The sequence below is a fragment of the Streptomyces ipomoeae 91-03 genome (genome assembly GCF_000317595.1).
GTDB lineage: Bacteria > Actinomycetota > Actinomycetes > Streptomycetales > Streptomycetaceae > Streptomyces > Streptomyces ipomoeae.
The window spans coordinates 1-12,986 of sequence record NZ_AEJC01000516.1; the positions used below are offsets into that span (position 1 = coordinate 1).

General features: G+C 66.9%; 13 protein-coding genes and 3 pseudogenes. 7 read left to right on the forward strand and 9 right to left on the reverse strand.

Annotated features, from left to right (window positions below):
* The coding region (locus STRIP9103_RS52185; protein ID WP_048821184.1) for an IS5/IS1182 family transposase at positions 1-261 on the reverse strand (261 nt) is incomplete at its 3' end.
* Positions 210-665: an IS5 family transposase gene (locus tag STRIP9103_RS52190; protein ID WP_009308042.1), complete on the reverse strand. Its 456-nt coding sequence runs from the start codon at positions 663-665 to the stop codon at positions 210-212. The genes STRIP9103_RS52185 and STRIP9103_RS52190, both read right to left, overlap by 52 nt.
* A gap of 2 nt (positions 666-667) precedes the next feature.
* Between STRIP9103_RS52190 and STRIP9103_RS47410 the strand changes: the two genes are divergently transcribed.
* Both STRIP9103_RS47410 and STRIP9103_RS33390 read left to right on the forward strand, forming a co-directional pair.
* Positions 668-1,587, forward strand: a protein-coding gene (locus STRIP9103_RS47410; protein WP_100244023.1) for an IS5 family transposase whose coding sequence is annotated in 2 segments (ribosomal slippage) — positions 668-1,081 and positions 1,084-1,587 — 918 coding nt in all. Because the reading frame shifts where the segments join, the coding sequence is not laid out codon by codon here.
* 103 nt (positions 1,588-1,690) lie between these two features.
* Complete coding sequence (locus tag STRIP9103_RS33390) at positions 1,691-2,797, forward strand: FAD-dependent monooxygenase (protein WP_009328081.1); 1,107 nt, start codon at positions 1,691-1,693, stop codon at positions 2,795-2,797.
* Positions 2,798-2,888: 91 nt separating this feature from the next.
* Here STRIP9103_RS33390 and STRIP9103_RS52195 read toward each other — a convergent pair.
* The 3 genes and pseudogenes from STRIP9103_RS52195 to STRIP9103_RS33405 form a co-directional block, all read right to left on the reverse strand.
* Positions 2,889-3,249, reverse strand: a pseudogene (locus STRIP9103_RS52195) (endo-1,4-beta-xylanase); the annotation flags it as partial.
* A 446-nt stretch (positions 3,250-3,695) separates the two neighbouring features.
* The gene (gene crcB / locus STRIP9103_RS33400) at positions 3,696-4,070 is read right to left on the reverse strand and encodes a fluoride efflux transporter CrcB (RefSeq protein WP_009328068.1); all 375 of its coding nucleotides are present in this window, start codon (positions 4,068-4,070) and stop codon (positions 3,696-3,698) included.
* A complete protein-coding gene (locus STRIP9103_RS33405) occupies positions 4,067-4,534 on the reverse strand; it encodes a fluoride efflux transporter FluC (RefSeq protein ID WP_234022367.1) in 468 nt (155 codons plus the stop codon). Before STRIP9103_RS33405 ends, crcB begins: the two co-directional genes overlap by 4 nt.
* Before the next feature lie 464 nt (positions 4,535-4,998).
* Here STRIP9103_RS33405 and STRIP9103_RS33410 point away from each other — a divergent pair, with 464 nt between their 5' ends.
* Both STRIP9103_RS33410 and STRIP9103_RS52200 read left to right on the forward strand, forming a co-directional pair.
* Positions 4,999-6,387, forward strand: a complete 1,389-nt coding sequence (locus tag STRIP9103_RS33410) for a cation:proton antiporter (RefSeq protein WP_234022366.1) — start codon at positions 4,999-5,001, stop codon at positions 6,385-6,387.
* 852 nt (positions 6,388-7,239) lie between these two features.
* A pseudogene (locus tag STRIP9103_RS52200) lies at positions 7,240-7,707 on the forward strand (hypothetical protein); the annotation flags it as partial.
* A gap of 28 nt (positions 7,708-7,735) precedes the next feature.
* Here STRIP9103_RS52200 and STRIP9103_RS33415 read toward each other — a convergent pair.
* Positions 7,736-8,928, reverse strand: a protein-coding gene (locus tag STRIP9103_RS33415) for an IS3 family transposase (RefSeq protein ID WP_234022211.1) whose coding sequence is annotated in 2 segments (ribosomal slippage) — positions 7,736-8,661 and positions 8,661-8,928 — 1,194 coding nt in all. Because the reading frame shifts where the segments join, the coding sequence is not laid out codon by codon here.
* A 69-nt stretch (positions 8,929-8,997) separates the two neighbouring features.
* Positions 8,998-9,411: a hypothetical protein gene (locus STRIP9103_RS33425; RefSeq protein WP_048821450.1), complete on the reverse strand. Its 414-nt coding sequence runs from the start codon at positions 9,409-9,411 to the stop codon at positions 8,998-9,000.
* Positions 9,412-9,699: 288 nt separating this feature from the next.
* Between STRIP9103_RS33425 and STRIP9103_RS33430 the strand changes: the two genes are divergently transcribed.
* Together STRIP9103_RS33430 and STRIP9103_RS33435 are read left to right on the forward strand one after the other, a co-directional pair.
* Positions 9,700-10,284 carry a hypothetical protein gene (locus tag STRIP9103_RS33430; RefSeq protein ID WP_009328078.1) on the forward strand — a complete coding sequence of 195 codons (585 nt, stop codon included), beginning with the start codon at positions 9,700-9,702 and terminating at the stop codon, positions 10,282-10,284.
* Positions 10,285-10,717: 433 nt separating this feature from the next.
* Complete coding sequence (locus tag STRIP9103_RS33435; RefSeq protein ID WP_009328077.1) at positions 10,718-11,206, forward strand: hypothetical protein; 489 nt, start codon at positions 10,718-10,720, stop codon at positions 11,204-11,206.
* A gap of 120 nt (positions 11,207-11,326) precedes the next feature.
* On the opposite strand, the pseudogene STRIP9103_RS53785 reads toward STRIP9103_RS33435, so the two are convergent.
* Positions 11,327-11,994 (reverse strand): annotated as a pseudogene (locus STRIP9103_RS53785) (transposase); the annotation flags it as partial.
* Between the two features lie 100 nt (positions 11,995-12,094).
* Complete coding sequence (locus STRIP9103_RS33445; protein ID WP_009328066.1) at positions 12,095-12,379, reverse strand: hypothetical protein; 285 nt, start codon at positions 12,377-12,379, stop codon at positions 12,095-12,097.
* A gap of 266 nt (positions 12,380-12,645) precedes the next feature.
* On the opposite strand from STRIP9103_RS33445, the gene STRIP9103_RS33450 reads away from it, so the two are divergent.
* On the forward strand, positions 12,646-12,986 hold a 341-nt coding region (locus STRIP9103_RS33450), incomplete at its 3' end, for a dihydrofolate reductase family protein (RefSeq protein ID WP_048821453.1).

Sequence of the window (12,986 nt, forward strand, 5' to 3'; positions counted from 1 at the left end):
TGCGCAGGTAGGCACGGTTCGCGCGGGAGCGTACGCCTTGTCGGCACGCACCTTGTCCGGCCGGGTGCGCGGGCGGCCCGACTCGAGCCGGGGCACCCGGATGCGGCCCAAGACCACCTGGAACTGCGGGGAATCACCGCGCTGTCCTGCCGTGATGACCAGCGACATCGGTTTCTGGGCCTGCTCGACCGCCAGGTGGAGCTTGGTTGTCAGCCCGCCCCGGGAGCGTCCGAGCCCGTGGTCGTCGGGCTCGATGAACACACCGCCTGGCGGCTCGGTCTGCAGATCCCCTTTTTGCGGGCGCCGGCCGCATGCTGGTGGGCGCGGGCGATGGTCGAGTCCACCGAGACGTCCCAGGTGATCAGTCCCTCGGCGTCGGCCTGGGCCTGCAGCTGTTCGAAGATGCGGTGCCAGGTGCCGTCCCGCTGCCAGCGGCGGAACAGGCCGTAGACCGTCTCCCACGGGCCATAGCGCTCGGGCACGTCCCGCCAGGGAGCACCGGCGCGGGTGCGCCACCGTATGCCGTCTATCAGTTGCCGCTTGGTGTGCACCGGTGGCCGTCCAGGCTTCTTGCCGACCGGGAGCAGGGGCTCCAGCTTCGCCCACTGTGTATTCGTCAGATCATGCCGCCCCACGAAGTGGGATCTTGACACATCAAGATCCACATATGAAACGCACCCTAGGGTTCGTCTTCAAAGATCGTCAGACGGTGGATCATGGTGGGGTGGTACGCCGTCATGAACTCACCGACCAAGAGTGGGAGTTGCTCGCTCCGTTGATACCGCGGGCCGCGACAGGCCGGCCTCGTGTGGAGGACCGGCAGGTCGTCAACGGGATGGTCTACAAGATCCGGACCGGCATCTCGTGGCGTGATCTGCCGGACCGCTACGGTCCGTGGAAGACGGTCTACACCCGCTTCCGTCGCTACGCCCTGGACGGCGTGTTCACCCGGGTCCTGCAGCAGATCCAGGCCCGGGCCGACGCGGCCGGTGACATCGACTGGCTGGTGCAGATCGACTCCACCGTCGTCCGCGCCCACCAGCACGCAGCCGCCACCGGCCGAAAAGGGGGCAGCACCGGCAGGACGAACCGGACGATCGCGCCCTCGGCCGATCCCGAGGAGGCCTGACCACCAAAATCCACCTCGCCTGCGACGGCCGCGGCCGTCCTCTCGCCGTCCTGGTCACCCCGGGCCAGCGGCACGACAGCATCTGCGCTCGCCCCCTTCTGGAACGGATCCACGTCCCTCGAACTGGCCCGGGCCGACCACGCTGCCGTCCCGACCACGTCATCGCAGACAAGGCCTACAGCTCGCGCGGCTTCCGCGCCTACCTGCGAAAACGCGGCATCGCACACACCATCCCAGAGAAGACCGACCAGCGACGGCACCGGCACAATCGCGGCCATCGCGGCGGGCGGCCGCCCGGGTTCGAGCGGGAGATCTACCACCGACGCAACGTCATTGAGCGCTGCTTCAACCGGCTCAAGGGCTTCCGTGGCATCGCCACCAGATACGAGAAGACCGCCGCTTCCTACGAAGCGGCGGTCACACTCGCGTCATTCCTGCTCTGGGCAAGATCCGTTTGAAGACGGACCCTAGTACAGATCTGGTATTTAGCCAGTTGGAGGGGGTGCGCATACGTCGTACGTTCAGTGCGCGTACACCGTAAAAGCACTGGAGGGACTTCTCATGCAGACCGTGCTCATCTCCGGCGGCGGAATCGCCGGGCCCGTCCTCGCCTACTGGCTGCGCCACCACGGCTTCGCGCCCACCGTCGTCGAACGTGCCCCGGGCCAACGCCCCGGCGGCCAGGCGGTGGACATCCGCGGCGTCGCGCTCGAAGTCGTGGAGCGGATGGGCCTGCTGGAGCAGGCAAGGCGCGTACGGACCCGGATGCGCGGCATGTCGATCCTCGACCCCGACGGCCACGAGGTCGACCGCTCCACCGAGGCGACCTTCAGCAGCGGCCGGCTCGACAGCGAAGACATCGAGGTGCTGCGCGATGACCTGGTACGGATGGTGTACGAGCACACGCGCGAAGGCGTCGAGTACCTCTTCGGCGACAGCATCACCGCCCTCGACGAGGACGAGACCGGTGTGCGCGTCGACTTCGCGTACGGGCCATCCCGCACCTTCGACCTCGTGGTCGGGGCCGACGGCCTCCACTCCACCGTACGACGCCTGGCCTTCGGTCCGGAGAAGCGTTTCGCCCACCACCTGGGCAGCTACCTCTCGGTGTTCAGCGCGGACAACTTCCTCGCCCTGGACGACTGGCAGATGTGGATGTGGCCGCGGGACGGCGACATGGGTTTCGTCGGCATCATGCCCGTACGCGGCAGCACCGAACTCAGGATCGCCTCCAGTTTCGAGTCCGCCCCCCTCGCCCACGACCTCGCCGCCCTGCGGCAGCTCGTCGTGGACAAGCTCGCGTCGCTGCGGTGGGAAGGGACTCGCCTTGCCGAGGCCGCCCGGAAGGCGCCCGACTTCCACTGCGACGGGGTGGCCCAGATCCGCATGGAGCCATGGTCGCGGGGCCGGGTGACCCTGCTCGGAGACGCCGGCTACTGCCCTTCCCCCTTCTCGGGACAGGGCACCAGCCTGGCCCTCGTGGGCGCCTATGTGCTGGCCGACTGCCTTACCCAGGCCAACGGCGACCACCGCGGCGCGTATGCCCACTACGAGCGGCGGATGCGCCCGTTTGTCACCCTCAACCAGGCACTGGCCACCGAGACCGGCGAACGCGCCTCGGATGAATCCTTTGAGCGCGCCAAGAACGCCCTCTCGCTGGACGGCTGATCCCCGGCCCGAACGAACAACCAAGCACGAAGGAACAGCACAGAACCGCTCCCGCGTTCAGCGCCTGCTGTCGCCGGGGGCAGCAGGCTGGTGATGTGGATCCGGCCCTTGTAGTGGTTCGCCACCGTGGTGATGTGGTTGTTCATCACGCTGCGCGGTGTGTTCGCGTCCGTGATGGAACTGACCCAGCCGGGCCAGTCGGGAGTGCCGCACCAGCGTGTGGCCGCGCACGCGCTGACCGCGGGCCGTCGCGCGGTTCACGATCTGGTCGGCGGGGCGAACGTGAACGAGTCGCGGGATCGCTCGGTGGCGTCCCACTTCATCTCGTTCTCGGGTGTGACCGAGTTGAACTCGCGGTCCAGGATGCCGGTGTACGTGCCGGCGCCGAGCTTTCCGGGGGCCACCGCTGCCCCGAAGTACCGTCCGGACTGGGCGGCTTGGGCGCCGCGTGTGACCGTCGGCCGTATGTTTTCTGGGTCTCCTTCGCGGAGCCGGGGCCATGGATGTCTGGCTTGGCCGGTGGGTACGTCTGCGGGGCTGGTCGGTGGGTGGATCCGCGCGGGCGACCCCCGACGGCTCGAAGTCGCTGTCGCTTTCCGTCGGTGCGGGGCGTTGGGCGGTTTTGTCTTGGCTTCCGCGACGGGTTCTGCCACTGCCACGCTGTGCTGTGTCCGGCACACTTCCGTGTGGTCGGCTAGGGCAGCAGGGTTGCTGGTCACTGGGCTGGTGTGGGTCGTTGACGGCGTGCTCGCGCTGGTCGCGGGTGTTCGTCCACGGTGGAGGTCGTTGTGTGGCGCGCCGGCAGGCGCGGCTTGGTTTTCCGACAGGATCGTCCGTTGTGGGGCCGGGCCGGTTGGGTTTGGTGAGGACGGGCGTGGTGGCGTCCGTGGTGCCTGACTCATGCCCAGATCGCTTCCGCCAGCGCGGCGCCGATGAAGGCGGCCCCGATCGCGGCGCCCACGCTCGCGAGGACATTGACCACGGCGTGGAACCGTGCCCCCACCTCGGCCAGACGCATGGTGTCGTAGGAGAACGCCGAATAGGTCGTCAGTGTCCCGCACAGCCCTGTCCCTACCAGCAACCGTACGCTGGAGGGTGCGGCACCGTGCGTCACGGCGCCGGTCAGCAGCCCGAAGAGCAGACAGCCGGCCACGTTGACGGTGAACGTCCCCCACGGGAAAAGCGTGTCGTTACGGGCCTCGACCGCCCGGTCGATCAGATACCGCAGTGGCGCTCCCACCATCGCGCCGCCGACGACGAGCAGCCAGTTCACGTCAAGAGCCCCTCATCGCCTGGTTCATGGGAGGCGAGTCGGTGTCGTTCGCGCCTTCGGGCATTCAGGTGCCGCGTGACGGCTGACGCACTCCATACCGCCGCAAGGGACACCACGAGCATCAGTGCGAGGTACGCCAGCCCTGCTGTGGCCCGGCCTTGGTCCACCAGGCGCCGGATGTCGCCCACGTAGGCGGAGAACGTGGTGAAGCCGCCCAGAACCCCGGTGCCGAAGAACGGCCGCACCAGCCGGTGCGGCGCCCACGCCTGGCTGCTGACCACCACCATCAACACACCGATCATCGCGCACCCGACCGCATTGATCCCCAGTGTCGCCCAAGGGAAGGCGCCAGGGGCAGTCGGCCACAGCAGCTCAGCCCCGTACCGTGCCGCTGCGCCAAGCCCTCCGCCGAGGGCTGTCGTCACAAGCACCGGCCCCGGCCCGCGTAGCCACTTGCGCCACAGCGTGGCTGCTTATCAGAGATGTGATACGCACTCATACCTGGTATATATCCGCGTATCGCTCATCTACTGCTAAAAGTAGCCAGAAATGATGCCGTAGATGACGGCGTCCGACGAATAGACTTCGCCGTCACCGGTCAGGATTCGGACGCCAATCGTGGTCACCATCCATAACTTCGGGGCGTCGTTGCCGCAATGGCCACAGTAACCAGCCGGCTCGGATGGCGGCGACTCGCACTGAATAACAATGTTTATCAGTTCGAATTGATATCGAGAAGAGCGGGTGACGGCAAGCCGACCATTTTGACGGTTAATCGGGAAGTGTTCGGGTATCTTCGATGCAAAAGAATCATCCGATAAACGTACAGAATTGCTCGTTGGAGTCCCCCCACCCACGTCTCCAGCAGTCGAAAGGTTTCAGCTCTCGGTGATGCGGAGGCGTGCTCATGTCCCTGACGGTTTCGGAGATGGCCAGGATTCTGATGGTGCTGACCGTTTTCCTGGTCGCGGCGCATCTCGGTGCGTACGTCTTCGGGCGGTTGCGCCAGCCTCCGGTGATCGGCGAGATCGTGGGGGGTCTGCTGCTCGGGGCCAGCGCCCTGGGCTTTCTCGCCCCGCAGGTGAGCCGCTGGCTGGTGCCGTCCTCCAGTGCGACCGCCCACATGCTGGGGGCGGTCTACCAGCTCGGCACGATCCTGATGGTCTTCCTGGCCGGGCTGGAGATGCGCCAGAGCAGTCTGGGTGCGGAGCGGAGGACCGTGCTGTTCACCACCGTCGCCGGCCTGGTGATCCCGTTCGCGGCCGGTCTGGCCCTCGCTCAGGCGGTAGACCCCGGTGGCCTGGCCGGCCCGCACGGATCCGCGGCGAGCATCTCCCTGGTCCTGGGACTGGCCATCGCGGTGACCAGCATTCCGGTCATCTCCCGGATCATGATCGATCTCGGCATCATGGGCAGCCTCTTCGCCCGGATGGTGATCACTGTCGCCGTCATCGAGGACGTCCTCCTCTATGTCGTCCTGGCCGTGATCCTGGGGCTGGCCCATGTTCAGTCGGACACCTCCTACGGTCTGCCCGCCATGCTCCCCAGCGAAGGGATCGGCTGGGAGGTGGCCTACTACGTGGGCGCGTCACTGCTGTTCTTCGGGGTCTGCCTCGCTGGCGGCCGTGCGGCGTTCCGGTGGCTTGCCACAGGCCCTCTGAAGGGGCTGGAGCGGCGCGGCCCGGCCGCGTTCCGCCTGGTCTTCCTCTTCGTCCTGTGCCTGGGCTGTATGGGCCTGGGCATCGATCCGATCTTCGGCGCGCTCATGGCGGGCATCGCCATGGCGGGCCACGAGATGACGTCACCCGGGCAGGAGACCATACGGGGATTCTCGCTGGCCTTCTTCATCCCGATCTACTTTGCGCTCGTCGGCTTCCGCCTCGACCTCGTCCACGACCTCGACCTGCTCTTCTTCGGCTGGCTGTTCGTCCTGGCCTGTGCGGTCAAGTTCGCCAGCGTGTGGCTGGGAGCGCGCCTGGCCGGCAAGTCACCGTCGTGGTCGACCCACTTCGCGGTGGCGATGAACGCCCGCGGCGGCCCCGGCATCATCCTGGCCTCGGTGACCTTCAGCGCAGGCGTCATCAACGGACGGTTCTTCGTCGCGCTCGTGCTGCTGTCCATCCTCACCTCCCAGTTCGCCGGCGCGTGGCTGACCCGGGCACTGTCCAGGGATCCCGCACTCTTCTCCTCGGACCCACCGCACGCTTCGCCGGAGGCCGTTCCCCGGCAGACAACGCGTGAAGCAGTGGGCGGTTCCCGCCCGGCGACGGTGTCGGAGAGGGAATCGGACGCACCGGGCGAGGCCTCAGCTCAATGAGAGGCCACCAGCCTGAATCGGCTGGTGGCGCGGTGGTGTGGGTTCATCGGTCCTGCGCAGCCTCACCAAGTCGCGTCTGTCGGTGCGTTACGCGACCAGACTGTCGCGGGCACTGCTCGTACTGACCGACACCGAGGCCGTCCGCCGGCAGACGATCTTGAGCGTGGACGAGCGCCCGCGATCAGCGCGAGTACGCGACCAATGGCCCACACCAGCCTCGTGACCGGCAACTTCAAGTTGAGAAAGGCTGATTGATCTCCGTGTGTGCAATGGCGGCACCAGCAATCTGCCCAGGTGGAGTGCTCGTCTCCTGACTGCGGTTGCGTCCCCTGGCAACCACCTGCCCATGGGCATGGATCAACACTGCTCCGATAGGCCGACTGCCTGCCCTGGAGGATTCCCGGGTCGGCTCGAAACGCGTCCGCCGGACTGCAGGCAGCGCAGTGGTGTCATTGCCAAGCATGCCTGGATGCTGCCGAGCTCGGAGGTCGGATGAGACGGCCTCAGACCTTCTGTTCCGCCATGAACCCCGCTGCAAGGATGCTTGACTCGGCTGGGAGCCGGTGCCAGAAGCCGCAGCATCCGGGCCTGGTCCTCCGGTAGTCGTCCGTACGAGACCTCGAAGACGGGGCGCGGGGCGAGCGGCTCGCCGTTCTGGTCTACGCCCTTGCTCTCCAGTGCTGTGACCGCATAGATTCGCCGGGTTCAGGCTGCTGAGCCGAGGCACGATAGTTGCCACATAGGCAGGCTTGTTGTCACCGTGGTCGGGTTGGTGGGCGTTGCAGCCAGTTGAGCGCTGACGCCGGTTGAGGCGGCAGGGGACTGTCGGTGGCTGGTGGCAGGATCACCGGCATGGTTTTCGTACGTACTACTCCGCCGCGGCCTGTCGAGGTGACCGCGGTCTTTCCTGAGCTGGCTCCGTTGGCGCGTGCCGCGATTCGGCTGCATCCTCGTGCCGGGTCGCCCTCGGTACGGGACAGCTCTGTGGGTGGCCCGTTGCTGTGGCCCGCCGAGGAGCCATGGCCGCACTGCGAAGACATGCACCCGGGCACCGGACGGTGCAAGTCGCCGGCAGACATACGACTCGAGAGGCGCAGACGAGCCCGACTCCACAGTGATCCCCAAGGTCCTCACTACACGCCGGAGGAGACGGAGATCCATGACCGCAACGCCGCGACGTTCATGGAGCGACTCGATGCCGGCCCTCCCTGGCCCGCAGAGAGTCCAGTCCCCATGCTGCCCATCGCCCAGCTGTACGTGCGCGATGTCCCTCTCCTGCGGCCGCCCGGGCAGGCCGACGTGCTCCAGGTGAGCTGCCCCGAGTTTCGTAGAGTCCGGCGGTCTTGTTTCAGGCGGACTGCAAGGTGGCTTGCTGTTGTCGCCACCAGTCGCGTTCGTACTCGGCGGGCGGTACGTAGTCGAGTGCGGAGTGCAGGCGTTCCTCGTTGTACCAGGTGACCCACTGGAAGATCGCCCGCTCGACCTGGTCGAAGTCCCGCCATGGGCCTTGCATCTCGATCAGCTCGGCCTTGAAGGTGCCGTTGAGCGCCTCGGCCATCGCGTTGTCGTAGCTGTCCGCGACGGAGCCGACCGAGGCGGCTGCGCCGATCTCGGCGAGCCGGTCGGTGTACCGGATGGATACGTATTGCGAGCCGCGGTCGCTGTGATGGATCAGGCCGGAGTCTTTCTTGATCCGGCGTCTCCACAGCGCCATCTCCAGTGCATCCAGCGGGAGTTCGGTTCGCATGTGGTTCGCGACCTGCCAGCCGACGATCGTCCGGGAGAAGACGTCCAGGACGAACGCCACGTACACCCAGCCCGTCCAGGTGCGGACATAGGTCATGTCGGCCACCCAGAGCTGGTCGGGCCGGCTCGCGGTGAAATTGCGGTCGACCAGGTCCGGCGGCCTGGGCGCCGACGGCTCCGGCACGGTGGTGCGGCGCCGCTGGCCGCGGATGACGCCCTCCAGGCCCAGCTCGGCCATCAGCCGCTCCACGGTGCAGCGAGCCACGTGCACACCCTTGCGCCGCAGCGCGCGGGTGATCCTGCGGACGCCATAAGTGCCGCCGGACTCGACATGGACCTGTTCGATCAGCGGCATGAGCTGCTCGTCACGCAGCCGGCGGGCGGACTTCGGCCGCTTCTTGCGCGCGTAGTATGCCGACTCGGAAAGCCCCAGCACCCGGCACGCGAACCCGACCCCGAGGCCCTTGTCCCTGAGGTGCTCGATCACCTGGTCGGCCTCGTCCGGGGACGGTCGAGTTCCGCCGCGAAAAACGCGCTCGCGGCCTTCAGAATCTCGTTCGCCCGCCGCAACTCCGCGTTCTCCCGGCGGAGCTGCCTCAGCTCTTCCCGCTCGGCGGTGGTCAGCCGGTCGTCGCGTTCACCGGTGTCCGCCTCGGCTTGGCGGACCCAGCCGCGCAGAGCCTCCTTGTGGATGCCCAAGTCCTTCGCGACATGCGCGATCGGTCGGCCGGTGGTGCGGACCTCGCGGACGGCCCGCTCGCGGAGCTCGTCCGGATATTTGCGTGGTGCTGGCACTGCTCGTGGTTCTCCTTCGGGCCAGGATCATAAGCCTGGCTTCAGGAACTCCACGAAACCGGGGTCAGCTCAGTCATGACCGCCCTGGGGAATGTAGAAGTCGTCCCGGTACTCGATGAAGGACGCGCCCTTCCACCGGCTGGTTTCCTTGGCCCGCTTCCAGTAGGCCCAGACGCGGCGCTTGTCGCCCTTCTTGTAGTCCTCGGGGTCGTCGGTGATCTCGTCCAGCTCAGCCTGTGTGGGTTCCCTCAGGCCGTCCCACTGTTTCTGCCCGTTGACATAGTCGAACTCGTCCCAGTCGGACTTGTTGCGCTCGAAGCCGTCGTCGGGCATGGCGCCCTCCACGACGTCGGCGAAGTCGTAGAGGTCGCTGAACATCTCGTCGCAGCGTTTGCCGGGCTTGAGGCCCTTCGGTGCCGCGTTCGCGGCCGTCAGCGACGGCAGACCAGTCAGGGACAACGCCCCGGCACAGGCCACAGCCATTGCAGTTCTTGCCCACCAGCTTCGCCGGCGGGAACGGATCGCTCGGGTCACGCGAAACCCCCAGGAGGCCCAGATCGGCACATCGCTCCGCGCGGCACCACGGGCCCCCGTGGTCGATCGGTGCCGTGCGAGCGACGGCCCACACTAGGGTCTCAACTCGCCTCGCACATCAAGGATTTGGCTTGCCGCGCCCGTCAACCCTCCTGTTCCACGGGATCGTCACACCCTGCACACACCCGGCCGCGCGGCCGGGTGTGTGCAGGGTTCCAGGGACTAGGCTCGCGCCCCATGAAATGGACAGACCCCCGTGACATGGGCCCCGAGGAGTACACCGCATACCTGCGCGAGGAGAAGCAGGCCGAGGAAGAAGCAGCCCACAACCCGGCCCTGGCGGCGTGGCTGCACGCCCAGAAGCAGGCGTTCGAGACGTGGAAGCGGCATCGGGAAGGGTGGGGGCCGTGGGACTTCACTGTCGATTCCCTGGCCCGGCTGGAGGCGATGGTCCGCGCCACATACGCGAGCCCGGCCCAGGCACGCGAGAAGGCCGGCGAGGCAGAGATCACGGTGGCCGCCTGGTACCTCGGCGAGGTCCACAACCGGGCCTTCGGCACCCAGTGGCGCCTCACCCCCGACGGCGACGGTCTGCCGCGACCCCGTATCACGCCACCGTGGGACCGCCGAATCGAGTTCTACTTCACCGACCCCGAACACATCGAGGAGGACGCCCGGCCGGTGTACACGCCGACCGACGTCATCTGCTCCCTGCCCGCACAGCCCCCGGAGCGGGGGCTGCTGCACCGGATCAGCACCCGGTGGGAAGTACCCACCTCATGCGACGACCCGTACTGCCGCTACCACCAAAACAGCTACTGAGGTTTTCAGTTCAGGGTGACCGACTGTTCTCGGGTTGGCTCGGGAGCGGTTGACGAGGTCCCGTTTGATCGGTCCGGTCGGCGGGATTCTGCGGTTGGGGCAGGCTGTTCGGGTCCGTTGTTCGGGGCCGGCAGTGCGTGTGGGGCGGTGTGCGCTGCTCCGTGAGGCGGGGCTGGGGATGGAGGGCATGGCGGGGCTGCCGCCGGGTTGCGGATCTTTGGTGGGGTGTGGGACGGGCGTCTGAGCTTGGTTGCCTGATGGTTCGTCAGCCGTGGCGTGGAGGGCGGCCCGTTTCGGCTGGGCTGGCCGGGTGTCACCGGTGCGGGCGTGCACCGACCAGCCCCGCCACAAGCCGTGGATGCCGACCCCGCTTCCCGCCGGTTCTCTTGCGGTGGCAGGATGCCTGATCACGGAGGAGCACACGGGAGATCCCATGCACGTTCAAGGCAACCCTGGCTCGGCAGAAGGCTTCAGCGTCTTCGCTGTCGACGGCAGTTGGCCGGAATCACGGCAGGTCACGGGGCACGGCTACAACCGAGTCACCGGCGACATCCATGTGTACCTGTGGTTCGGTTCTCCGTATTTCGACCCCGAGGTCGAGCACGTCACGGTCTTGAGCGCCTCCTCCGGCAATGCGGAGGCCGGCGATGCTCTGGAGCGGGCTTTCGAGGACTACTACCACCCCGGCGAGGAACCCCCGGCCAGCCTGCCGGCCTCCGAACCCGTCACTGTCACCACCGACGGGAAACCCATGACGTTCGAACTCTGGCGCAACAGCAGCAACCGTTACTGGGTCGCACGGGGATGCGTCGAGAGCACTGAACTGGTCCTGTCCGGCACCGAGATCGAACCCGGCGAGCTCAGCCTGGTCCGCGTGAGCGACCTGACCTCGTTCTCGAACCCCTTCGCGCCCCTGGGGTAACTGCACTGCACCTCGGCCCTCGGCCCACTGCCCGGGAAATGGTCTACGCCGATACGGGAAGCGATCTCCAACCCAGCTCAGCCGCACTGGTCAGAGCCATTCGTCAACGCCCCGGTGATGTCATGGCGGGGCTGGGACGAGCCCGGTCTCGGCGATGAAGCCGTCGAGCAGGCTGGGCTGATACTGCAGGCGTTTGAGGGGTGTGCGGGTCAGCCCGGCGATCTCGTCGATGTTGCACGGGGCGAGGTTGCCCAGGCTGTTCTTCAGATGTGACCACACGCCCTCGGGCGGGTCGAGGTCGGGCGCGTAAGTGGGGAAGCGGGGAAGCGGAAGACGGTCAGCCACTGCCGGGCCGTGATCAGCTCGCGCATGGCCGCATCGACGTGATGGGTGTAGTTGTCGTGATGGGTGTAGTTGTCCCACACCAGCACGACGGGCCCGCCGAGCCGCTGGTGAGCTGCGTCCAGCAACCCGGCGAAGTCCTTTTCCCGAAACCCCTTCTTCTCGCCCTTGCGGCCGCGGTGCACCAGCACGCGGAAGATGAGCCCGGTGCGTCGGCCGGCCCTGCGGTAGACCAGCCCAGCCAGGGAGATACGTCCCGAGTCTGCGGCCCTGACCGTGACGCAGGGCGTGCGTCCACGCCGGGACCAGGTGCGTGCTTTCCGGCCGCAGCAGCTGCCCCGACTCGTCCGCGAAGCAGAGCCAGGCGCCCTGATCCCTTACCGTCTTTCCACCGCCGGCCATGTCTCCTTGATCCATGTGGCAACCGCTGATGGCGCTCTTTGAGATTGGCCACCCCCTGCTCAGGGGTGTCCCCACACCTGCTCGCGATTCCCCAGCTGTGGAATGACCTCCTGGGGCAGGGGCCCGTTTGTCCTCGGCCGATGATTAGGTTTGGTTCGCGATCCGGCGGCCGAGCTGTTCGAGGAACTCCTGCAAGCTGGACGCGGTGATCTCGAAGTCGTCAAACCAGGAGGCCGTGGTGGACTTCCAGACTTGTCCGCTGGCTCCGATCGCGAACAGATGGCCCCCGCCGTCGCTGGCGAAGACCAGCGCGATCGGTTCGCCGTCGATCGGAGCGGGGCCGTACTCACGGAAGTGCTCCGCCGCCGTCGCAGGTGAGTGGATGAAGTATCCGCTGTCGACGTCGGGCAGCGACGCCTCACCGATCACCCAGTAGAGCGTGGTGGGCCGTTCGCGAGTGGGGCTGAGCTGGGGCTTTGACAGAACTCAAACCGCCGTTCCCCGTCGCGTGGAGATCATTACCCGACTGCGTGCATAGTGCAATCATGTAGGCCTCCGGCCCTCCGAAACAGTGCCGCTCCGCCGACCTGATCGGCTGCAGTGTCATGGGTTTTCTCGTTATTCCACAGCGCGGCCGATGAGTTTGTGGCTCCCGGCTGGTCCAAGCTTGTGACACCCCAGGAAAGGACACCGCCATGTCGGAGCTTCTTGTCGACTTCATCACCTCCCTCGACGGTTACGCATCGGGAGAGGGATGGCCCGGGTTCTGGGGCCTCGAGGGCCCGGAGTACCTCGCGTGGCTCGGCGAGCAGCCCGAGGCCACCTACCTGATGGGAGCGAACACCTACCGCCTGATGTCGGGCTTCGCCGCAGGCGAGGTCCCGAAGGGCCAAGACGAGTTCAGGCCCGAAGAAGAGGCGTCCGTCGACGAGCTCACGCAAGCGTCCAAGGTGGTGTTCTCTTCCTCCCTTGAGGAGCCACTGACGTGGGCCAACTCCACGCTCGTCCGCGACGACGCCGTCGAGGCGGTCCGCGC

Bases quoted from the DNA above. Each gene is read 5' to 3' on its own strand.
- STRIP9103_RS33410 (WP_234022366.1), top strand. From the start codon at position 4,999: ATGGCCAGGATTCTGATGGTGCTGACCGTTTTCCTGGTCGCGGCGCAT.
- STRIP9103_RS33425 (WP_048821450.1), bottom strand. From the start codon at position 9,411: ATGGCTGTGGCCTGTGCCGGGGCGTTGTCCCTGACTGGTCTGCCGTCG.
- STRIP9103_RS33435 (WP_009328077.1), top strand. From the start codon at position 10,718: ATGCACGTTCAAGGCAACCCTGGCTCGGCAGAAGGCTTCAGCGTCTTC.
- STRIP9103_RS33390 (WP_009328081.1), top strand. From the start codon at position 1,691: ATGCAGACCGTGCTCATCTCCGGCGGCGGAATCGCCGGGCCCGTCCTC.
- STRIP9103_RS33430 (WP_009328078.1), top strand. From the start codon at position 9,700: ATGAAATGGACAGACCCCCGTGACATGGGCCCCGAGGAGTACACCGCA.